The sequence below is a fragment of the Neisseria lisongii genome, from assembly GCF_028463985.1.
In the GTDB taxonomy this organism is placed as follows: Bacteria; Pseudomonadota; Gammaproteobacteria; order Burkholderiales; family Neisseriaceae; genus Neisseria; species Neisseria lisongii.
In genome coordinates, this window is the sequence record NZ_CP116766.1 from 301,931 (window position 1) to 323,295 (window position 21,365).

18 protein-coding genes are annotated in these 21,365 nt (G+C 49.9%); 12 read left to right on the plus strand and 6 right to left on the minus strand.

Annotated elements, in window-relative coordinates; translation table 11 throughout:
- Positions 1–45: 45 nt before the first annotated feature.
- On the minus strand, positions 46–378 hold the full coding sequence (locus PJU73_RS01375) for a DMT family transporter (protein ID WP_237091370.1): 333 nt from the start codon (positions 376–378) through the stop codon (positions 46–48).
- A 710-nt stretch (positions 379–1,088) separates the two neighbouring features.
- On the opposite strand from PJU73_RS01375, the gene putP reads away from it, so the two are divergent.
- The gene (putP, locus tag PJU73_RS01380) at positions 1,089–2,606 is read left to right on the plus strand and encodes a sodium/proline symporter PutP (protein ID WP_237091369.1); all 1,518 of its coding nucleotides are present in this window, start codon (positions 1,089–1,091) and stop codon (positions 2,604–2,606) included.
- 71 nt (positions 2,607–2,677) lie between these two features.
- On the opposite strand, the gene lhpI is transcribed toward putP, so the two are convergent.
- Entirely contained in the window at positions 2,678–3,622 is a 945-nt protein-coding gene (lhpI, locus tag PJU73_RS01385; protein WP_237091368.1) for a bifunctional Delta(1)-pyrroline-2-carboxylate/Delta(1)-piperideine-2-carboxylate reductase, read from the minus strand.
- Between the two features lie 287 nt (positions 3,623–3,909).
- Here lhpI and putA point away from each other — a divergent pair, with 287 nt between their 5' ends.
- Positions 3,910–7,518 (plus strand): bifunctional proline dehydrogenase/L-glutamate gamma-semialdehyde dehydrogenase PutA, encoded by a 3,609-nt coding sequence (putA, locus tag PJU73_RS01390; protein WP_237091367.1) that lies wholly within the window; start codon positions 3,910–3,912, stop codon positions 7,516–7,518.
- A gap of 101 nt (positions 7,519–7,619) precedes the next feature.
- On the opposite strand, the gene PJU73_RS01395 is transcribed toward putA, so the two are convergent.
- The gene (locus PJU73_RS01395; RefSeq protein WP_237091366.1) at positions 7,620–7,961 is read right to left on the minus strand and encodes a helix-turn-helix domain-containing protein; all 342 of its coding nucleotides are present in this window, start codon (positions 7,959–7,961) and stop codon (positions 7,620–7,622) included.
- 139 nt (positions 7,962–8,100) lie between these two features.
- Here PJU73_RS01395 and PJU73_RS01400 point away from each other — a divergent pair, with 139 nt between their 5' ends.
- Positions 8,101–8,523, plus strand: coding sequence for a hypothetical protein (locus tag PJU73_RS01400; protein ID WP_237091365.1), 423 nt, complete (start codon positions 8,101–8,103; stop codon positions 8,521–8,523).
- Positions 8,524–8,744: 221 nt separating this feature from the next.
- Here PJU73_RS01400 and hemH read toward each other — a convergent pair whose 3' ends face one another.
- Complete coding sequence (gene hemH / locus PJU73_RS01405; RefSeq protein WP_237091364.1) at positions 8,745–9,755, minus strand: ferrochelatase; 1,011 nt, start codon at positions 9,753–9,755, stop codon at positions 8,745–8,747.
- A 357-nt stretch (positions 9,756–10,112) separates the two neighbouring features.
- On the opposite strand from hemH, the gene PJU73_RS01410 reads away from it, so the two are divergent.
- On the plus strand, positions 10,113–11,432 hold the full coding sequence (locus PJU73_RS01410) for a dicarboxylate/amino acid:cation symporter (RefSeq protein ID WP_237091363.1): 1,320 nt from the start codon (positions 10,113–10,115) through the stop codon (positions 11,430–11,432).
- 148 nt (positions 11,433–11,580) lie between these two features.
- Here PJU73_RS01410 and tgt read toward each other — a convergent pair whose 3' ends face one another.
- Together tgt and PJU73_RS01420 are read right to left on the minus strand one after the other, a co-directional pair.
- Positions 11,581–12,696 (minus strand): tRNA guanosine(34) transglycosylase Tgt, encoded by a 1,116-nt coding sequence (gene tgt, locus PJU73_RS01415; RefSeq protein WP_237091362.1) that lies wholly within the window; start codon positions 12,694–12,696, stop codon positions 11,581–11,583.
- A gap of 272 nt (positions 12,697–12,968) precedes the next feature.
- Positions 12,969–13,196 (minus strand): hypothetical protein, encoded by a 228-nt coding sequence (locus PJU73_RS01420; RefSeq protein ID WP_237091361.1) that lies wholly within the window; start codon positions 13,194–13,196, stop codon positions 12,969–12,971.
- 31 nt (positions 13,197–13,227) lie between these two features.
- Here PJU73_RS01420 and thrS point away from each other — a divergent pair, with 31 nt between their 5' ends.
- The 8 genes from thrS (at position 13,228) to pheT (ending at position 21,310) form a co-directional block, all read left to right on the plus strand.
- The gene (gene thrS / locus PJU73_RS01425; protein WP_237091360.1) at positions 13,228–15,141 is read left to right on the plus strand and encodes a threonine--tRNA ligase; all 1,914 of its coding nucleotides are present in this window, start codon (positions 13,228–13,230) and stop codon (positions 15,139–15,141) included.
- A gap of 20 nt (positions 15,142–15,161) precedes the next feature.
- Positions 15,162–15,680 (plus strand): translation initiation factor IF-3, encoded by a 519-nt coding sequence (gene infC, locus PJU73_RS01430; RefSeq protein ID WP_272607653.1) that lies wholly within the window; start codon positions 15,162–15,164, stop codon positions 15,678–15,680.
- A gap of 147 nt (positions 15,681–15,827) precedes the next feature.
- Positions 15,828–16,025 carry a 50S ribosomal protein L35 gene (gene rpmI / locus PJU73_RS01435; RefSeq protein ID WP_165008337.1) on the plus strand — a complete coding sequence of 66 codons (198 nt, stop codon included), beginning with the start codon at positions 15,828–15,830 and terminating at the stop codon, positions 16,023–16,025.
- 11 nt (positions 16,026–16,036) lie between these two features.
- Complete coding sequence (gene rplT, locus PJU73_RS01440) at positions 16,037–16,396, plus strand: 50S ribosomal protein L20 (RefSeq protein WP_016687291.1); 360 nt, start codon at positions 16,037–16,039, stop codon at positions 16,394–16,396.
- Positions 16,397–17,120: 724 nt separating this feature from the next.
- Complete coding sequence (gene pheS, locus PJU73_RS01445) at positions 17,121–18,110, plus strand: phenylalanine--tRNA ligase subunit alpha (RefSeq protein ID WP_237091358.1); 990 nt, start codon at positions 17,121–17,123, stop codon at positions 18,108–18,110.
- Between the two features lie 65 nt (positions 18,111–18,175).
- Positions 18,176–18,583, plus strand: coding sequence for an HI0074 family nucleotidyltransferase substrate-binding subunit (locus tag PJU73_RS01450; RefSeq protein WP_237091357.1), 408 nt, complete (start codon positions 18,176–18,178; stop codon positions 18,581–18,583).
- Entirely contained in the window at positions 18,580–18,879 is a 300-nt protein-coding gene (locus PJU73_RS01455) for a nucleotidyltransferase family protein (protein WP_237091356.1), read from the plus strand. Before PJU73_RS01450 ends, PJU73_RS01455 begins: the two co-directional genes overlap by 4 nt.
- Before the next feature lie 67 nt (positions 18,880–18,946).
- Positions 18,947–21,310 (plus strand): phenylalanine--tRNA ligase subunit beta, encoded by a 2,364-nt coding sequence (gene pheT / locus PJU73_RS01460; RefSeq protein ID WP_237091355.1) that lies wholly within the window; start codon positions 18,947–18,949, stop codon positions 21,308–21,310.
- Positions 21,311–21,365 lie beyond the last annotated feature (55 nt).

A 21,365-nucleotide genomic window follows, 5' to 3' on the forward strand; every position in this document is an offset into this window, starting at 1 on the left:
AAATACAGTTTTCAGACGGCTTCGGCGATATCATTCCAATTAATGTTAATGTGCAGACGAGCGGGAAAACAGATTAATCACCAACACCCCGCTGATAATCATCGCCATACCGATCAATCCCGCCAAATCAGGTTTTTGCCCGAAAACAAAAAACGCTACTGCAGCCGTCAGCACAATCCCCACGCCCGACCACACGGCGTACACAATGCCGAGCGGCAATGTGCGGGTAATCACCGACATCAAATACAGGGCAACCACAAAAGCACTCACGGCGATAACCGCAGGCAACGGTTTGGTAAAACCATCGCTGGCTTTCAGGCAGTTTGTGCCGATTACTTCCGAAACAATCGCACCGGCCAATAAAATCCACGGGTTCATCGTTGTCTTCCGAATAAAATGGTTGAGAAAACAGGCATTCTAACAAAAAATCATTTTTTGAACAGTTTTGATTTTTGGTGAATTTTCGTGGCAAATTCGTGATTTTGCCGCTATTTTTATTCAAAAATCAGTGATGCTTCAAACCCCGAAAAAACCTGAAATTTTGTACAAAGGTTGCACCGGTTTTCTGAGTCTCACATTTCTATGCCGTCTGAAAAATCGATTTTCAGACGGCATGAATGAAAAGCGGGCAAACCGTCTAAAAAACATTCCGACTATAGTTAAAACACCGGATTTTCCATACAAATCGACAAACTAATGACAGTCGTAATATGTGGTGGGCAACAAGCTAAGTTGCTCCATCTGCACTTTGTTCCCCTTCCCGCTGGCGGGAAGGGGCTAGGGGAAGGGTGGCTCGCTGTGTGTCATATTTTTTCGGTTGATTTACTATAAAAACCCGCCGGTTATTGATAAGAAAAACAGCAGGTTCTTGTTGTTCGGATATTATCGTGTTAAATTTTGAAAAACTTGTCAAAATATCGTTTGCTGGTTACAATCGCCTACAGTGTTTTCAGAAAATGGTTTTTATTTATAGTGGATTAAATGAAAACCGCTACGGCGTTCCCGCCTTATCCTGCTTTTAATGAATTCACGATATTCATCAGAAGAAAAAATGCCGGCAGCGCCGGTTTCTTAATAAGGAGTCATACATGAATCCCATGTATATCACGTTTGGGCTGTATCTGATTGCGGTTTTGCTGATTGGCTTGGCCGCCTATTTCTCAACCCGCAACTTTGACGACTATATCCTCGGCGGCCGCAGCTTGGGTTCGTTTGTTACCGCCATGTCGGCGGGTGCGTCGGATATGTCGGGCTGGCTGCTGATGGGCTTGCCCGGTGCGATTTATGCCACCGGTTTGAGCGAGGCATGGATTGCCATCGGCTTGACCATCGGCGCTTGGGCCAACTGGCTGCTGGTTTCAGGCCGCCTGCGGGTGCATACCGAATACGCCAACAATGCTTTGACCTTGCCGGATTATTTCTATCACCGCTTCGGTGCCAAAGGGCAGGCGATGAAAGTGATTTCGGCACTGATTATCCTGTTTTTCTTCACCATTTATTGCGCTTCCGGCGTGGTGGCGGGCGCACGCCTGTTTCAAAGTCTGTTTGAAGGCATGAGCTATGAAACCGCCATGTGGCTGGGCGCAGGTGCGACCATTGCCTACACCTTTATCGGCGGCTTCTTGGCGGTGAGCTGGACGGATACCGTACAGGCAAGCCTGATGCTGTTTGCCCTGATTTTAACCCCGGTTATGGTGTATCTCAGCTTGGGCGGCGCAGCCGAAATGACCGCCGCCGTTCATGCCGTTGCCGCCGAAACCGGCAAAGAATACGGCAGCCTGTTTGCCGGAACGACTTTCCTCGGTATTATTTCCACCGCCGCATGGGGCTTGGGCTATTTCGGTCAACCGCATATTCTGGCACGCTTTATGGCGGCTGAAAATGTCAAATCCCTTACCAACGCCCGCCGTATCGGCATGACTTGGATGATTATCTGTTTGGGCGGTGCCGTTGCCGTCGGTTATTTCGGCATTGCCTATTTCGGCGGCCATCCGGAGCAACTCAGTGCCATGGGCGGCAACAACGAACGCATTTTCATCGCCTTGGCAACGCTGCTGTTTAACCCTTGGATTGCCGGCATTATCCTGAGCGCCATCTTGGCCGCCGTGATGTCCACCCTGTCTTGCCAACTGCTGGTATGTTCCAGCGCCATCACCGAAGACTTTTACAAAGGCTTCCTGCGTCCGAACGCCGAACAAAAAGAGTTGGTATGGGTCGGCCGCCTGATGGTGTTGTCGGTTGCCGTGATTGCCATTCTGATTGCCGCCAACCCCGACAGCAAAGTATTGGGGCTGGTATCCTACGCATGGGCCGGTTTCGGTGCTGCTTTCGGTCCGGTGGTGATTTTATCGGTATTGTGGAAACGCATGACCGCCAACGGCGCATTGTTCGGCATGATTGCCGGTGCCGTTGTGGTGGTATTGTGGGCGCAGCTCGCCAACCCCGCCCTTGCCGCTGCCGGTCTGCCGACCATGTACGAAATCGTTCCCGGCTTTATCGCCTGCGGATTGGTCGTATTTGTCGTTTCCCTGCTCGGCAAACAGCCTGATGCGCACATTCTGGAAAAATTTGAAAAAGCCGATGCACAATATCGTGCCGAACGCTGATTTGAATGAATGAAATAAACCCTGAGGCCGTCTGAAAACCTGATTTTCAGACGGCCTCAGGGTTTAAGGTTTCAAGGGTTTAAGGTTTCGTAAGCCAAAACCGCAGCCGCCAGATCTTCCAGCGCCGAGCCGACTGATTTGAACACGGTAATTTCATGCTGATTCAGACGGCCTTGATGGTGGTTGCGGCATAAATCGCTCAAAGTTGCTTTGACTTGTTCGGGCGCAAAAATACCGGCCTGAATCGGCGACAGCAAATCGCCGGCTTTCATTAAGGCTTCTTCGGTATCGACAAATACGCTGGTGTCGGCAAAACAGGCATCATCGCTTTCCCGCATTTCGGGCGTAAAACCGCCGATTAAGTCCAAATGCGTTCCCGGCCGCAGCCATTCCCGTTTGATCAGTGGAGTGGTGGACAAGGTGGCGCAACTGACAATATCCGACTGTTTTACCGCCTCTTCCAAGCTGGACACCGCTTCTGCAGCCAGCCCTTTTTTCTGCAACCGGCTGGCTAATGCTTCTGCTTTGTGGTGCGTTTGATTCCAAATCAGGAATTTCTGAATCGGGCGGACGCTCAAATAGGCTTCGGCCAATAATTCTGCGACCCAACCGGCCCCGACAATCAGCAAAGTCCGGCTGTTTTCCCTGCTTAGATAACGGGCGGCCAGTGCAGACGATGCGGCCGTCCGGCGGGAAGTGATGCTGTCGCCGTCAAAAATTGCCGCCGGTTTGCCGGTTTGGGCGCTGTATAAAATATAGACTGAATGCAGGCCGGGTAGATGATGTTGATGATTGCCGGGAAAAATTGAAACCGTTTTGACACCCAGCCAAGATTGCGGCTGCCATGCGGGCATTAATAAGAGTGTGCCGAGTTTGCCGCCTTCGGCGTTATTGATGGCATGGTTGTGGCGTAAAGGCACTTCGCAGCCGTCTGAAAACATCTTTTTGATGGCCTGTACCAGTTTGGGAAACGGGAGGGCGGCGGAAGTTTGTTGTGAATCATAGTGCAACATCATTTTTTGCCTTTTAAAGTGAATTGGCTATTTTATAAAAATTTCTATATGAAAACTTATCCTGTCAAAACCAAGCATGTCAATTTGCCCGAATGAACATTTGCATAGATGTTTTCAATCAAAAAGTTAAAAACAGCACCAATCAGAAAAATTCTTTCAGCAATAATTAACTTAAATCAAAAAATAATAAGAAAATCGCTTTCATTTGCATTAGAATATCAAAGTTCGGCCGTTTGGCCGCTGCGTTTAAGAAATCGAGCATTTTCATTTTGTTCAGGAGAAACCCCATTATGTTCCACTTTGCCCATCAGCAACAAAGCGCTTTGCGCGATGCGGTAACCCGTGCCTACCGTCGTGATGAAATCGAAGCCGTGCAGGATATGCTGCAGCAGGCGCAGATGAGTGATGAAGAGAAGCAGGCCGCCGACAGTTTGGCGCGCCGTTTGGTCACGCAGGTGCGGGCGAGCCGTACTAAGGCCAGCGGCGTAGATGCGCTGATGCACGAGTTTTCGCTGTCGAGCGAAGAGGGCGTGGCGCTGATGTGTTTGGCGGAGGCGTTGCTGCGGATTCCGGATAAGGCAACCCGGGATAAATTGATTGCCGACAAACTTTCAGACGGCAATTGGAAAAAACACCTCAACAACAGCCCGTCTTTATTTGTTAATGCAGCGGCGTGGGGCTTGCTGGTAACGGGCAAGCTGACGGCGAAAAGTGACGAACAGAGCCTTGGTGCGGCGCTGACCCGCATGATGGGCAAGGGCGGTGCGCCGTTAATCCGCAAGGGCGTGGATTATGCGATGCGTCTGCTGGGCAAGCAGTTTGTAACCGGACAGACGATTGAGGAAGCGCTGCAAAACGGCAAAGAGCGTGAAAAAATGGGCTACCGTTTTTCGTTCGATATGTTGGGCGAGGCGGCTTATACGCAGGCGGATGCCGACCGTTATTATCAAGACTATATCAATGCGATTCATGCCATCGGCAAAGATGCAGGTGCGGCGGGCGTGTATGAGGGCAACGGCATTTCGGTGAAACTGTCCGCCATTCACCCCCGTTATGTGCGGGCGCAGCACAAGCGGGTGATGGAGGAATTGCTGCCCCGCCTCAAAGCGCTGTATCTCTTGGGTAAACAATACAATATCGGTATCAATATCGATGCCGAAGAAGCCAATCGGCTGGAATTGTCGCTGGATTTGATGGAAGCGTTGGTGTCCGATCCCGATTTGGCGGGCTACAACGGCATTGGTTTTGTGGTGCAGGCATATCAGAAACGCTGCCCGTTTGTGATTGATTATCTGATTGATTTGGCACGCCGCAATAATCAGAAACTGATGATTCGTCTGGTTAAAGGCGCATATTGGGACAGCGAAATCAAATGGGCGCAGGTGGACGGTATGAGCGGCTACCCGACCTATACCCGCAAAGTGCATACCGATATTTCCTATCTTGCCTGCGCCCGCAAACTGCTGGCGGCGCAAGATGCCGTGTTCCCGCAGTTTGCCACCCACAATGCCTACACGCTGGCGGCGATTTATCAAATGGGCAAAGGCAAAGATTTTGAACACCAATGCCTGCACGGCATGGGCGAAACCCTGTACGACCAAGTGGTCGGCGAGAAAAACCTCGGCCGCAGAGTGCGGATTTATGCGCCGGTCGGCACGCATGAAACGCTGTTGGCGTATTTGGTGCGCCGTCTGCTCGAAAACGGGGCAAACTCTTCATTTGTCAATCAAATCGTTGATGAAAAAATCAGCATTGACGAATTAATCCGCAGTCCGTTTGACACCGTGGCGGAACAGGGTATCCACCTGCATCCGGCGTTGCCGCTGCCGAGAGATTTATACGGCAAAGGCCGTCTGAATTCGCAAGGTTTGGATTTGAGCAACGAACACATTCTGCAAGAATTGCAGGAACAGATGAACCAAGCGGCGCAACAGCATTTTCAGACGGCCTCTCTGGTGAATGGAGAAAGCCGCAGCGTTGCCGCCGAACAGCCGGTACGCAATCCGGCGGATCACAGCGATGTGGTCGGCACGGTCAGCTTTGCCGATGCCGATTTGGCGCAAGAAGCCGTTGCCGCTGCCGTTGCCGCCCAAGCTCAATGGAACGCAACGCCGGCTGCCGAACGTGCCGCCTGCCTGCGCCGCATTGCCGATTTGTTTGAACAGAATATGCCGGTGCTGATGATGCTGGCGGTGCGGGAAGCGGGCAAAACGCTCAACAACGCCATTGCCGAAGTGCGGGAAGCCGTCGATTTCTGCCGCTATTATGCCGACGAAGCCGAGCAGACCTTACCGGCCGATAATCAAAGTTTGGGTACAGTAGTTGCCATCAGCCCGTGGAACTTCCCGTTGGCAATTTTTACCGGCGAAGTCGTGTCCGCACTGGCCGCAGGCAATACCGTGGTTGCCAAACCCGCCGAACAAACCAGCCTGATTGCCGCCTACGCCGTATCCTTAATGCACCAAGCCGGTATTCCTGCCGCCGCATTGCAGCTGGTATTGGGCGCAGGCGATGTCGGCGCAGCATTGACGCAGGACGAACGCATCGGCGGCGTGATTTTCACCGGCTCGACCGAAGTGGCACGCCTGATTAACCAAACCTTAGCCAAACGTGCCGACCAGCCGGTATTGATTGCCGAAACCGGCGGCCAAAACGCCATGATTGTCGATTCCACTGCCTTAGCCGAGCAAGTATGTGCCGATGTCTTGAATTCCGCCTTCGATTCGGCCGGTCAGCGCTGTTCCGCCCTGCGGATTTTATGCGTACAGGAAGACGTTGCCGACCACATGATCGGCATGATTAAAGGCGCAATGAACGAGCTGAACGTCGGCAACCCGCGCTGCCTGATCACCGATGTCGGCCCCGTAATCGATGCCGAAGCCCAACAGAATCTGGCGGCACACATTGCCAAAATGAAAACCGTCGCCAAGGCATACCACGAAATCAGGCCGTCTGAAAATGTTGATGCGGCACAATCCACCTTTATTGCGCCGGTGTTGTTTGAACTGAACAACCTCAACGAATTACAACGGGAAGTGTTCGGCCCCGTGTTGCACGTTATCCGCTACCGTGCCGACCAGCTCGACAACCTGATCGACCAAATCAACAGCAAAGGCTACGCCCTCACACACGGCGTACACAGCCGGATTGATGCCACCATCGACCATATCCGCAGCCGTATCGAAGCCGGTAACGTTTACATCAACCGCAACATTGTCGGCGCAGTGGTCGGCGTACAGCCGTTCGGCGGCCACGGTTTGTCTGGCACCGGCCCGAAAGCCGGTGGCCCGTTCTACCTGCAACGCCTGAGCCGTCTGCAAGAATGGGTTATGCCGACCCTGAGCAAAATCGGTCAGGCAGACCAAGCCGCCCTCAAACGACTGGAAGACGTGTTGCACAGTTTACCGCTCTTGGTAGACGAACAAAAAGCCGCCGCAGCCGCATTGGGTCAGGCACGCATCCGCACCCTGCGGCAAGCCCAAAGCATATTGAGCGGCCCGACCGGCGAACGCAACATCCTAAGCTGGCACGCCCCGAAACGGGTATGGCTATACGGCGGCACACTGGCGCAAGCCTTCACCGCACTGACCTACCTCGCCGCCGCAGGTGTGATGGCCGTGGTCGGCAACGACAGCCCGCTGGCCGAACATGCCGACAAACTGAACGGCCTATTGCTCGTCAGCGCCCAACCGCAGCAAGCCGGTATCAGCCACATCGCCGCACTGGAAACCCTGCCGGTCGAAATCAAACAGACCGCCGCCGCCACCGACGGCCCGCTGATTCGAATCCTACCGTCTGAAAACGGCTTGGACATCGTACAGGTGTTTGAAGAAATCTCATGCAGCATCAACACCACCGCCGCCGGCGGCAACGCCAGCCTGATGGCAATGGCGGATTAAATCCGTATCGGCAAAAAAAGCTGCCCGAAAAAAATCGGGCAGCTTTTTTATGCCGTCTGAAAATAGAGGTAAGATCGGTGGTGCGTTATTTATATTCCACTTCAGTAATTTTTGTTATGTGTTTGAATCAGGCTAATAATTAATTGATGAAGGGTATTTTGTATTTCAGATGGAAGTTGAATAAACAAACTGTCAATAGGCATATTTTGCCAATTTTTTTGTATATCTTCATGTTTTTCCAATTGTTCGGCTAACAAGAAAATTTGTGATACTGAACAGCCGAAGGCTTTAGCTAAATATTGAAGTATTGCAGGGCTGTATCCTTGGTTTCCATTTTCCAAGTTTGAAATATTACTTTTAGAGGTATTGGCAAAGTCGGCAAGTTGCTGTTGTGTCCAACCTCTTTGCTTACGTAGATAGTGTATGGCGGTTCCGATATTCATTCCTTAATGGTAAGAAAATACGATAAAAATTTGTATCTAATCACAAAACTATTTGCATAATAAGTATTGTTATGCAATACTTCTGTTTTGTAATACAGAATTTTTAGATTTAGACTATTTTAATTTAAAGAGGTGCAAGATGAAATTAAGATATTTATCGCTGATGATTATGCCTTTATTATCTGCCTGCGGGGGATTGCCTGCTTGTGATTCAAAGGAGGCAAGGAATTTAATTGAGCAAATAATCAATCAACGTTCTATTGAAGTCGGAAAATTTGTCAAATTAGATGAAATTGAAGAGTCTGCATATGGAACAATTCCTGCAAAGAAACCATTTAAATACCAAAGTTTACGTGATCTGCGTAAAAATGAAAATGGTGAGCTTTATGTTGTTGGAGAATCTGCTAAAGTTGATGAGATTAATGCTAAGAACTATAACGAGAAATCTGAAGTTCGTGTTTGTACGGCAGACCTGATTACAACTTATGGAACTGAAAATATTACTTACAACATTTCTTGGCAAGATAAAGATCAGGGTATGTTTGAGGTAGAAGTAAGATAATTTTGAATAAAAAGGAAGTTTTGTAGAGGGCAACTTGTTGCCCTCTAATTTCAAACAGCGTGTAGCATATATGCTCAGTATGTACGTGGCTGTTGGGTTTTGCTATGCTGTTTGAAAAGGAATAAGGGTGGTGCTACGGTTAACAATCAGATTTTATCAAAGCCGGTAAATATTTTAGGCCGTCTGAAAATCGATTTTCAGACGGCCTATTTGATACAGAATTACTCCCAGCCTTGCAGATTGCGTTTGGCTAAATCGGTTAGTGCCGCAATCCAAGCCGGATTATCGTTGAGGCAGGGGATGTAGTGGTATTGTTTGCCGCCGGCTTCGTGGAATTCTTCCCGTCCGGCCAAGGCGATTTCTTCCATGGTTTCGAGGCAGTCGGCCGTAAAGCCGGGGCAGAAGACATCGAGTTTGGTAATGCCTTGTTTGGGAAGCTGTTTGAACAGTGTCTGGGTGCTGGGAGCAATCCATTTGGCTTTGCCGAACTGGCTTTGGAAGGAAACGACATAATCGTCTTCGCTCAAACCCAAGCGTTGCGCCAGCAGGCGGGCGGTGTGGCGGCATTCGTCGGGGTAGGGGTCGCCGTCGTCGTGGTTTTTCTGCGGAATGCCGTGGAAACTCAGCATCAGTTTTTCGCCGCGGCCGTTTTGCGACCAATAGGCTTGGATATGCTGCGCCATGGCATCGATATAGCCGCTGTCGTCATAAAAACGGGAAACGGTACGCAGGCTCATTTGGTTGCGCTGCTGCAAAAGCTGCGCCAAAACTTTATCGACGGCGGCACCGGTGCTGGAGGCGGCGTATTGCGGATATAGGGGAATGACCAGCAGTTTGCCGACACCTTGGTTTTTTAAATCCTCTAAAACATCGGCTACGCTCGGATTGCCGTAAGTCATGGCGTGGCGGACAATGATATTGGGGAGGGCGGCGGCTAGGGCTTGGGTTTGGCGTTCGGTATAAACGGCCAGTGGCGAGCCTTGGTCAAACCAGATTTTTTGGTAACCGTGGGCGCTTTTTTTCGGGCGCAGGGTTAGCACTAAGCCCCGCAAAATCGGTTGCCACAAGAGTGTGGGCAATTCAACCACCCGCTGATCGGAGAGAAATTCTTTGAGATAGGGTTTCACCGCCTGCGCTGTCGGCGCATCGGGCGTGCCTAAATTCAGCAGCAAAACGGCGGTTTGGGTTTGTTGGGTGTATTGCAGGGCGGGTTCGTTTAAAAAGCGGGACATGGTTATCAGCTTAATCGGTGGTCGGAATAAAGCCGTATTCTAGCAATAATCAGGCCGTCTGAAAAACGGCATATTAAAGGGAATTGTTGCGGCCTGTAATCTGAAAAGTATGCAGGATTCGGGTTAAGGCATGTTAAATCAACTGTGGGAAAATGGTTTTTCTATCTGAATGGTTGGTGGATTGGGGTAAAATTGTCAACAAAATAAAAATATTATTCTAATATTTTCATAAATATAGATTTTAACTATCTATTATTATTTGAAATTTTAATAAATTGACGATAAATTACAGTTTTATACAAATTCAACTTTAAACCCGATTATTTTTCTTCTTCTTTTCCAAAAAAGGAACAGACCATGTTACATCTTGATACAGACGAGCTGAACAGTCGGCCGCCTAAGCAAAAATTTTATCAAGTGCTGTATGTGCAGGTGATTTTTGCGATTGTTGTCGGCATTTTGTTGGGGCATTTTTACCCGAGCATCGGCGAAAGTATGCAGCCTTTGGGTACGGCGTTTATCAAGCTGGTGAAAATGATTATTGCGCCGGTGATTTTCCTGACGGTGGTAACCGGCATTACCGGCATGGGTAATATGAAGGCGGTCGGACGTGTGGCGGGCAAAGCCATGATTTACTTCCTGACTTTTTCCACACTGGCACTGGTGGTCGGATTGATTGTCTCCAACATTATCCAGCCGGGTGCAGGTTTGAATATTGACCCGAGTACGCTCAATTCAGACAAAGTATCGGAATACCTCTCCAAAGCACATGAAAGCACCATTACCGGCTTTTTGATGAACATTATTCCGACCACTGTGTTAAGCCCGCTGATGGGCGGCGACATTCTGCAGGTTTTGTTTGTTTCTGTATTGTTCGGTTTCGCACTGGCTTCGGTCGGCGACAAAGCCCAACCGGTGATTCAGTTTCTGCAAGACTTGTCCGCACCCGTATTCAAAATGGTTTCGATTTTGATGAAAGCTGCGCCGATTGGTGCATTCGGCGCAATGGCATTCACCATCGGCAAATACGGCATCAGCTCTATCAGCAATCTGTTTATGCTGGTAATGACTTTCTATATCACCTCGATTTTGTTCGTTATCGTGATTTTGGGTGCAGTGGCACGCTACAACGGTTTTTCCATCATCAAAATGATTCGTTATATTAAAGACGAATTGTGGCTGGTGTTGGGTACATCGTCTTCCGAATCTGCCCTGCCGACCCTGATGCAGAAAATGGAAGCTGCCGGTTGCGAAAAATCCGTAGTCGGTCTGGTAATTCCGACCGGTTACTCGTTCAACCTTGATGGCACCAATATCTATATGACCATGGCGGCACTGTTTATTGCCCAAGCCACCAACACCGATTTGACCCTTACCCACCAAATTACCCTGCTGCTGGTGGCGATGCTCAGTTCCAAAGGTGCGGCGGGCGTAACCGGAGCCGGCTTCATCACACTGGCGGCAACCTTGTCTGTCGTGCCGGGTTTGCCGGTAGAAGGCATGGCACTGATTTTGGGCATCGACCGCTTTATGTCCGAATGCCGTGCTTTGACCAACCTTGTCGGCAACGCCTGCGCCTCAATTGTTGTCGCCCGCTGGGAAAATGCTTTGGATAAAGACAAACTCGATGCGGCATTAAACGGTAAATTGAAAGTGAACACCGATTCAAGCCATTAATCCTAATTCTTGAGTTATAGTGGATGAACTTAACTTTCGCTACGGCGTTGCTGCCTTGTATCGAAAATTAATTAAATCCGCTATAGAAAAAACGAGGCCGTCTGAAAATGCGATTTTCAGACGGCCTCGTTTTATGTTGCTTTGCTTATCAATCCACGCCTTTGGCACGGTTTTCGTGGAATTGTGCCTGCCAGTCGGCGAATCTGCCTTGTTCGATGGCTTCTCTCATTTCGGCCATGATGACTTGGTAGAAATGCAGGTTGTGTATGGTGTTGAGCTGTGCGCCCAAGATTTCTCCGGCACGGTGCAGGTGGTGCAGGTAGGCACGGCTGAAATTTTGACAGGCGTAGCAGGTGCAGGTTTCGTCTATCGGGCGGGTGTCGTGTTTGTGTTTGGCGTTTTTGATTTTCAAATCGCCGAAACGGGTAAACAGCCAGCCGTTGCGGGCGTTGCGGGTGGGCATGACGCAGTCGAACATATCCACGCCGTGCGCCACGCCGTACACCAAATCTTCCGGCGTACCCACGCCCATCAGGTAATGCGGTTTGTGTTCGGGCAAAATCGGACCGACGGCACGCAGCATACGGTACATTTCGGGTTTGGGTTCGCCGACGGACAAGCCGCCGATGGCGAGACCCGGAAAGTCGAACTGTTCCAGCCCTTTGAGCGATTCTTCCCGCAAATCTTCATACATCGCACCTTGCACGATGCCGAACAGGGCGTTGGGGTTGTTCAAATCTTCAAAGGCTTTTTTGCTGCGTTCCGCCCAGCGCAGGCTCATTTGCAGCGATTTTTTGGCCTGTTCATACGTTGCCTCGCCCGGAGTGCATTCGTCCAACTGCATCACAATATCGGAATTGAGGACGGTTTGGATTTTCATCGAGATTTCAGGCGACAGGAAGAGTTTGTCGCCGTTAATCGGGCTTTTGAAGGTACAGCCTTCTTCGGTGAGTTTGCGCATATCGGACAGCGAGAAAACCTGAAAACCGCCTGAGTCGGTCAGAATCGGTTTGTCCCAGCCGATAAATTGGTGCAGACCGCCGAATTGTTCGATTACTTCCAAACCGGGGCGCAGCCATAAGTGATAAGTGTTGCCCAAGATGATTTGGGCTTTGATGTCGTGCAGGTTTTGCGGGGTCATGGCTTTGACCGAACCGTAGGTGCCGACCGGCATAAATACCGGCGTTTCGATTGTGCCGTGGTTCAGCTCCAACGTGCCTCGGCGGGCGTGGCCGTCTTTTTTGTGCAGGGTAAATTTCAACATAATGTCGGTTTTGTTTAAAAGTCTGAAAATAGAATAGGGCGATTATAGTCAATTTACGGGAAAACTGCATAACGAATGCAGACCGGTTTTGCATGATTGGCGGCACAGTATCGTCTGCTTGCGGGAAAAGTGCGGCGAAATTCAGACGGCATGGGCGATAGGCCGTCTGAAAAACAGGTTTCGTGCTTGCCAAGTTAAGGGGCAATCATATAGAATTACAGACCATAGTGGAACTACCTCAAGGTACTATAGCGTTGGCTTGCCTTGCCGTATTACTCATATTGTCTGCGGCTCGCCGTCTTACTATTACCTTGAGGTAGCTCCACTATAAATTTTGCCGAAATCCGCCTTGCTGCTAAAACACTTGTTTTTTGTGCAGCACCGGCTTGTTTAACAGGGAAAATTCCCGCTGACAGGCCGTCTGAAAATAAAGACGCTGCGGTTTCGGTGCAGCAAACGATTTTATACGGCTGTGCAATGCCGGAAAATACCGCACCCACGCACGGCACTTCTCAATTTGGAGCTTTTTTGATGTTGAACATTACCTTGCCCGACGGCTCAGTCCGCCAATATGAATCACCGGTTACCGTGGCGCAGATTGCCGCCTCAATCGGCGCAGGATTGGCGAAAGCAACGGTGGCGGGTAAAGTCAACGGCAAGCTGGTCGATGCCTGCGATCCGATTACTGAAGACGCTTCCGTGCAGATTATCACGCCGAAAGACAAAGAAGGCGTGGAAATTATCCGCCACTCTTGCGCCCACTTGGTCGGCCACGCTGTCAAACAGCTTTATCCGAATGCCAAAATGGTTATCGGTCCGGTGATTGAAGACGGTTTTTATTACGATATTGCGACTGAAAAACCGTTTACGCCGGAAGATGTAGCAGCGATTGAAGAGCGCATGAAGGCATTGATTGCGCAGGATTATGATGTCGTTAAAGTAATGACGCCCCGTGCCGAAACCATCAAAACCTTCCAAGAGCGCGGCGAAGAATACAAACTGCGCCTGATTGACGATATGCCCGAAGTCGAAGCCATGGGTCTGTATCATCATCAGGAATATGTCGATATGTGCCGCGGCCCGCACGTTCCCAATACCCGTTTCCTGAAAAATTTCAAGCTCACCAAACTGGCGGGCGCTTACTGGCGAGGCGACAGCAACAATGAAATGCTGCAACGTGTGTACGGCACAGCTTGGGCAAGCAAAGACGAGTTAAAAGCCTATATCCAGCGGATCGAAGAAGCTGAAAAACGGGATCACCGCAAACTGGGTAAACAGTTGGACTTGTTCCACTTGCAAGACGAAGCGCCGGGCATGGTGTTCTGGCACCCGAAAGGTTGGGCATTGTGGCAGGCGATTGAGCAACACATGCGCAAAGAGCTGGATGCCGCCGGTTATAAAGAAGTCAAAACGCCCCAAATCATGGATAAAACCTTTTGGGAAAAATCCGGCCATTGGGATAATTACAAAGACAATATGTTCGTAACCAATTCGGAAAAACGGGAATATGCGGTTAAACCGATGAACTGTCCGGGTCATGTGCAGATTTTCAACAACGGTCTGCGCTCATACCGTGATTTGCCGATGCGTTTGGCAGAATTCGGTTCATGCCACCGCAACGAGCCGAGCGGTGCGCTGCACGGCCTGATGCGTGTGCGTGGCTTTGTGCAGGACGATGCACATATTTTCTGTACCGAAGAGCAAATCGTTGCCGAAGCGCAAGCCTTTAACGAATTGCTGGTGCGGATTTACAAACAGTTCGGCTTCCATGATGTATCGGTAAAACTGTCGCTGCGTCCGGAAAAACGTGCCGGTTCCGATGAAATTTGGGACAGAGCCGAACAGGGCTTGCGTGAAGCTCTGACCGCCTGCGGCGTAGAGTGGGAAGAATTGCCGGGCGAAGGTGCATTCTACGGCCCGAAAATCGAATATCATGTTAAAGATGCCTTGGGTCGTTCTTGGCAGTGCGGCACATTGCAACTGGATTTCGTATTACCCGAACGCCTGAACGCCGAATACGTTACCGAAAACAACGACCGGGCCCGTCCGGTGATGCTGCACCGTGCGATTTTGGGTTCGCTGGAGCGCTTTATCGGCATCTTGATTGAAAACCATGCCGGTTCGTTCCCGCTGTGGCTGGCGCCGGTGCAGATGGTGATTATGAACATCACCGAAAATCAGGCAGACTATTGCCGAGAAGTCGCCGCCAAACTGCAGGCCGCAGGCTTCCGTGTAGAATTGGATTTGCGTAACGAAAAAATCGGCTACAAAATTCGGGACAACAGCCAATACCGTTTCCCTTACCAAATCGTTGTCGGCGATAAAGAGAAACAGGAAAACAAAGTGGCCGTGCGCCGCAAAGCAGAAGACTTGGGTTCGCTCGATTTAGATGATTTTATTGCAAAACTGCAACAGGAAATCACCGAATCCCTCGTTAATCATTAATCTTTAAAAGGAGTATCATCATCGCTCAAGAACGCGAAGCACGAATCAACGGCGAAATTACCGCCAAAGAAGTGCGATTAATCAGTGATTCAGGCGAACAGTTGGGAGTAGTGTCTGTTCGTGAGGCTTTGGCTATGGCTGAAGAGCAGGACGTGGATTTGGTGGAAATTTCCCCCAATGCCAAACCGCCCGTGTGCAAACTTATGGACTACGGTAAATACAAATACCAAATGGCCAAAAAGCGGGACGAAGCCAAGAAAAACCAAAAACAGGTTCAGATTAAGGAAATCAAATTCCGTCCGGGTACGGATGAAGGCGATTACCAAATCAAAATGCGCAACATCAACCGCTTTTTGGCAGACGGCGACAAGGTAAAAGTAACCCTGCGTTTCCGCGGTCGTGAGATGGCACACCAACAACTGGGCGCACAGCTTCTGGAGCGGGTGAAAGAAGATTTGGCCGAAGTAGTGCAAATCGAGTCTTTCCCGAAAATGGAAGGCCGCCAAATGGTAATGATGATTGCGCCGAAGAAAAAATAAGGCTATAATTCTCGGCTTATTCCGATTGCCGCACGGAATAGGCTTGAAAAAAGCGGCAAAAACCGTGGTGTTTGGGTTTCAAGTGTTTGAAAGATTGAAAATTTCAAAGCCCCTTATGCCTTATCTAATAATGAATGGAGTTTTCCCATGCCTAAAATGAAAACCAAGTCGAGCGCGAAAAAACGCTTCAAAGTACTGGGTAACGGTGGTGTAAAACGCGGTCATGCGTTCAAAAGTCATATCCTGACCAAAAAAACCACAAAAACCAAACGCCAACTGCGCGGCACCTCTATGGTGAACGAACGCGATTTGGCTTCTGTTGCTAAAATGTTACCTTACGCTTAAGGAGTTAAACTATGCCACGCGTAAAACGCGGTGTAACCGCTCGTGCCCGTCACCAAAAAATCTTCGCTTTAGCCAAAGGCTACCGCGGTCGTCGTAAAAACGTTTACCGTGTTGCCAAACAAGCGGTAATGAAAGCCGGTCAATACGCTTACCGTGACCGCCGCCAACGCAAACGCCAATTCCGTCAACTGTGGATTGTGCGTATTAACGCCGGTGCCCGTGAAAACGGTCTGTCTTACAGCAAATTCATGAACGGCTTGAAACGTGCGGCTATCGAAATCGACCGCAAAGTATTGGCTGATTTGGCTGTATTCGACAAAGCGGCATTTGCCCAACTGGTTGAAAAAGCAAAAGCTGCTCTGGCTGCTTAATCCAAACAGCGTAAAAAAGGAAACCTCGGTTTCCTTTTTTTATTTTCTAAAACAAAATATCAGCAAATTAGGCCGTCTGAAAACCGGAAACAGATTGTAATATTTGTTTTTTATATAGTGAATTAACTGAATAATCCATACAATTTAATCCGATACTTGTAGGGTGCGGGCCAAAGCACGCACCTGTTCTGTGCATTTTATGTCGAAGCCGTCTGAAAATCCGATTTTAGCTTCGCAGAAACTCGCTACGCTCGTTTTGGCGAAACCTGCGGTTTTCAGACGGCATTCATGTGGAATTTAAAGAGCACGTGCATGCTTAGGCAAGTACGCTACACACCGTTCCCCGTCCCGCTGGCGGGAAGAGATTAGGGGAAGGGTGGCTCGTTGTGGTGCCATATTTTTTTCGGTTGATTTACTATATTTGCTCCCGATTTTCAGACGGCCTCTATCCGATAGGTTGTTGATTTGTTTCAAAGCCTGTTTTTTTATGGCAATTTACGTTAAAATACGGCTCATTTGTTAAACGGATTGGCCTATTATTCGGGCTGTCTGAAACGCTTCGGCTGATTTGCTCATCAAATAAGAAATCCACCACGCTGCTTAGTGTGGCATTTTCTTATTCCAACGTTATCGGCAAAGCGGACAGGCGGCCTTGTTTTTATTGGATGATATTAAAAGCCAATGGGGCAGAGAGCCATCAACCACAAACGCTAAAAGAATCATTATGGAAAATGTAAACCGTATCGTTGCCGAAGGCATTACCGCTGTAGAATCTGCGGCCGATTTCAACGCCTTGGAACAAGTCAAAGCCCAATATTTGGGCAAAACCGGCCAATTAACCGGCTTATTGAAAACCTTGGGTCAAATGTCGCCGGAAGAGCGCAAAACCATCGGTGCGCATATCAATGAATGCAAAAACCAATTTCAGACGGCCTACAACGCCAAGCGTGATGCCTTAAACGAAGCCAAACTGCAGGCGCAGCTGGCGGCCGAAGCCTTGGACGTTACCTTACCGGGGCGTGGACAGGCGGCGGGCGGGTTGCACCCCGTAACCCTGACCCTGCAACGTGTGGTGGAACTCTTTCACGGCATGGGTTTTGAAGTGGCGGACGGCCCCGAAATCGAAGACGATTTCCACAATTTCCAAGCCCTGAACATTCCTGCAAACCACCCCGCCCGTGCCATGCAGGATACCTTTTATGTGGAAAACGGCGATGTATTGCGCACCCACACCTCGCCGATTCAAATCCGCTATATGCTGGACAAAAAAAATCCCCCAATCCGCATTATCGCCCCGGGTCGGGTGTACCGTGTGGACAGCGATGCCACCCACTCGCCGATGTTCCACCAAGCCGAAGGTTTGTGGGTGGAAGAGGGCGTAACCTTTGCCGATTTGAAAGCCGTGTTCACCGATTTTATCCGCCGCTTCTTCGAGCGGGATGATTTGCAGGTGCGCTTCCGTCCGTCCTTCTTCCCGTTTACCGAACCTTCCGCCGAAATCGACATCATGGGCGAAAACGGCAAATGGCTGGAAGTCGGCGGCTGCGGCATGGTACACCCGAATGTGTTGAAAAACGTCAATATCGATCCTGAAAAATACACCGGCTTCGCCTTCGGTATCGGCCTCGACCGCTTCGCCATGCTGCGCTACAACGTCAACGACCTGCGCCTGTTTTTCGATAACGATTTGAATTTCTTGAAACAGTTTAAATAAACCGACAGGCCGTCTGAAAATCTACTTTCAGACGGCATACCCAACAAAAAACATAAAGTTTTCCAATGAAAGAATTAACCATTCAGCCGCTGATAAACGCCATCAACCGCCTGCAAGAGGGTTGGCTGCGTTATCTGCAAGACACGAGTGATACGCAAATTCGTGATGGCTTAATTCAACGTTTTGAATTTACTTATGAAATCAGTCATAAAATTTTAAAGCGTTATTTGGAGAACACATCAGCGAATCCTGAACAATTCGATATGATGAGTTTCCAAGACTTAATCCGAACCGCCAATGAACAATCTTTATTGCTTGGCGATTGGCAGGATTGGAAACAATATCGAGATATGCGAGCCAGAACCAGCCATACCTACGATGAAGCCATTGCGCTTGCCGTGGTGCAAGGGATTGAGAAATTTCTCGCCGAAGCGCAATTTTTGGCGCAGCAGTTACAGCAAAGGCAAGCATGATCACCATCGCTCCCGAAGATTTGCAGATGGTGCAAAACATTCTGCGGCAATATATTCCTCAGCGCACCGTTTGGGCATTTGGTTCACGGGTCGTAGGCAATGCCAAACCATATTCTGATTTAGACTTGGCTATTTTGGGTGATAACCCTTTGTCTTTGCAAGAACATGCCGATTTGGCGGACGCATTTTCCCAAAGCGATTTGCCGTGGAAAGTGGATTTGGTGGATTGGCACTTAATCAGCGAAGAATTTCGCAACATTATCCGGCAAAAATATTGGATTATTCAGGCCGTCTGAAAATTAAAAAATAATATTTTTCTTTATTATTCAGTGAGTTTCAATAACTCTAAAAAGGTTTCAAATTATGCAATTTTCTTATTCGTGGCTGAAAACGCAAGCCGATCCGAAGTTGTCTGCTGATGAGTTGGCGCATTTGCTGACCATGGCAGGCTTGGAAGTGGAAGAAACCGAAACGGCTGCGCCGGCGTTTAGCGGCGTGGTGGTGGCAGAAGTGAAATCGGTGGAAAAACACCCCGATGCCGACCGTTTGAATGTAACCCAAGTTGATGTGGGGCAGGGCGAATTGGTGCAGATTGTCTGCGGTGCGCCGAATGTGAAGCCGGGGATTAAAGTGCCGTGTTCGCTTCCGGGTGCGGTGTTGCCGGGCAACTTCAAAATCAAGCCGACCAAAATGCGGGGCGTGGTGTCCAACGGTATGCTGTGTTCTACCGATGAATTGGGCTTGCCTGATGATGGTGTCGATGGCTTGCACATTTTGCCTGACGATGCGCCGATCGGTGCGGATATTCGGGAATATCTGGATTTGGACGACACGCTGTTTACCCTGAAAATCACGCCGAACCGCACCGACTGTTTGAGCGTGAAAGGCATTGCCCGCGAAGTATCGGCGCTGACGCAGTGTGCGGTGGCGTTTCCTGAAATTCAGACGGCCTCGGTGTCAAGCGGCAGAAAACAGCCGGTGCGTATTGATGCGCCGCAAGACTGCGGCCGCTTTATCAGCCGAGTGATTGAAAATGTGAACGCCAAAGCCGCTACCCCGGCGTGGCTGAAACAGCGTTTGGAGCGCAGCGGTATCCGCAGCATTTCGGCGTTGGTGGATATCGGCAATTATGTGATGTTGGAACTGGGCCAGCCGATGCACGTTTTCGATGCGGATAAAATCCACGGCAGTCTGATTGTGCGTCGTGCCGCTGAGGGCGAAACGCTGGCGTGTCTGAATGAAAAAACGGTTACTTTGTCCGCTAACACTTTGGTGGTGGCAGACGAGCAGGGCGCATTGAGCATGGCCGGCCTGATGGGCGGCGAGGCGAGTGCGGTTTCTGACGACACGGTTAATATCGTATTGGAAAGTGCGTATTTTGCGCCGGAAATAATTGCCGGAAAATCCCGCCAATACGGTTTCGGCTCGGATTCTTCATTCCGCTTCGAGCGGGGCGTGGATTGGGCGTTGCAGGCAGATGCCATTGAGCGGGCAACGGAATTGGTGTTGCAAATCTGTGGCGGTGCGGCAGGCGAAAGCGTGGAAGCTGTGGGCGAGTTGCCGACTGCTAATCAGGTTGAACTGCGGTTAAGCCGTTTGGAAAAAATGCTCGGCGTGGCCGTTGCGCCGCAGCAGGTGGAAACCATTTTGCAGCATTTGGGTTTGAATCCGGTGGCAACGGAAGCCGGTTTTACCGTTACCCAGCCGAGCTTCCGCTTCGATATTGAAATCGAAGCCGATTTGGTGGAAGAAATCGGCCGGGTGTACGGCTATGAAAATATCCCTGACGATTACACATCAGGCCGTCTGAAAATGCTGGCTTTGCCAGAAACCCGCCGCAGCCGCTTTGCGGTGTATAACGAAATGGCCGCCAGAGGTTATCAGGAAGCGGTGAGCTATGCTTTTGTCGATGAAGCATGGGAGCGTGATTTTGCCGCCAACGATAATCCGATTCGTCTGCAAAATCCGCTGGCGGCACAATATGCCGTGATGCGTTCGACCTTAATCGGCGGTTTGGTGGAAATTCTGCAAAACAATTTAAACCGCAAGCAAAACAGAGTGCGTGTATTTGAAATCGCCCGAGTGTTCAGCAAAGACGAGCAGGGCAGTTTCGTGCAGAACGAACGCATCGGCGGCCTGTGGTACGGTTCGGTCGAGCCGGAACAATGGGGCAGCAAAACCCGTGCCGCCGATTTTTACGACATCAAAACCGATGTTGAAAATCTGTTGAAAAACAAACAAGTGGCATTTGTTAAAGCCGAACATCCGGCATTGCACCCCGGCCGCACCGCCAATATCGTTTCAGACGGCAAAGTAATCGGTTTTGTCGGCGAACTGCACCCGAAATGGCTGCAAAAATACGATTTGCCGCAAGCACCGCTGGTGTTTGAAATCGATATGGATGCTGTGTTAGAGCGGGAAAAAACCCGTTACCGTCCGGTATCCAAATTCCAAGCCGTGCGCCGTGATTTGGCATTTGTTATGCCCGAGAGTATGAGCCACGATGATTTGCTGGCGGCCTTAAACGGCGCAGCCAACAAGCTGGTTCAGGAAATTACCGTGTTTGACGTGTACCGTGGCGCAGGCGTGGCAGAAGGCATGAAGAGCGTGGCAGTGAAAGTGATTCTGCAGGACATGGAAACCACGCTGACCGACGAAACTGTCGAGCCGCTGGTGGCCAAACTGATTGCCGCCGCCCAAAGCACCGGTGCGCAACTGCGAGGCTAGGCATATTTAAAAAAATCGGCGGGCCAGCCGCCGATTTTTCTATTTTGATACTTGA

What these genes read in the sequence shown, in the direction of transcription:
- lhpI (WP_237091368.1), bottom strand. Translation starts at nt 3,622, where the DNA reads ATGATGTTGCACTATGATTCACAACAAACTTCCGCCGCCCTCCCGTTT.
- PJU73_RS01375 (WP_237091370.1), bottom strand. Translation starts at nt 378, where the DNA reads ATGAACCCGTGGATTTTATTGGCCGGTGCGATTGTTTCGGAAGTAATC.
- thrS (WP_237091360.1), top strand. Translation starts at nt 13,228, where the DNA reads ATGTTGAACATTACCTTGCCCGACGGCTCAGTCCGCCAATATGAATCA.
- PJU73_RS01455 (WP_237091356.1), top strand. Translation starts at nt 18,580, where the DNA reads ATGATCACCATCGCTCCCGAAGATTTGCAGATGGTGCAAAACATTCTG.
- putP (WP_237091369.1), top strand. Translation starts at nt 1,089, where the DNA reads ATGAATCCCATGTATATCACGTTTGGGCTGTATCTGATTGCGGTTTTG.
- PJU73_RS01450 (WP_237091357.1), top strand. Translation starts at nt 18,176, where the DNA reads ATGAAAGAATTAACCATTCAGCCGCTGATAAACGCCATCAACCGCCTG.
- PJU73_RS01410 (WP_237091363.1), top strand. Translation starts at nt 10,113, where the DNA reads ATGTTACATCTTGATACAGACGAGCTGAACAGTCGGCCGCCTAAGCAA.
- tgt (WP_237091362.1), bottom strand. Translation starts at nt 12,696, where the DNA reads ATGTTGAAATTTACCCTGCACAAAAAAGACGGCCACGCCCGCCGAGGC.
- rpmI (WP_165008337.1), top strand. Translation starts at nt 15,828, where the DNA reads ATGCCTAAAATGAAAACCAAGTCGAGCGCGAAAAAACGCTTCAAAGTA.
- hemH (WP_237091364.1), bottom strand. Translation starts at nt 9,755, where the DNA reads ATGTCCCGCTTTTTAAACGAACCCGCCCTGCAATACACCCAACAAACC.
- PJU73_RS01400 (WP_237091365.1), top strand. Translation starts at nt 8,101, where the DNA reads ATGAAATTAAGATATTTATCGCTGATGATTATGCCTTTATTATCTGCC.
- PJU73_RS01395 (WP_237091366.1), bottom strand. Translation starts at nt 7,961, where the DNA reads ATGAATATCGGAACCGCCATACACTATCTACGTAAGCAAAGAGGTTGG.
- pheS (WP_237091358.1), top strand. Translation starts at nt 17,121, where the DNA reads ATGGAAAATGTAAACCGTATCGTTGCCGAAGGCATTACCGCTGTAGAA.
- pheT (WP_237091355.1), top strand. Translation starts at nt 18,947, where the DNA reads ATGCAATTTTCTTATTCGTGGCTGAAAACGCAAGCCGATCCGAAGTTG.
- rplT (WP_016687291.1), top strand. Translation starts at nt 16,037, where the DNA reads ATGCCACGCGTAAAACGCGGTGTAACCGCTCGTGCCCGTCACCAAAAA.
- putA (WP_237091367.1), top strand. Translation starts at nt 3,910, where the DNA reads ATGTTCCACTTTGCCCATCAGCAACAAAGCGCTTTGCGCGATGCGGTA.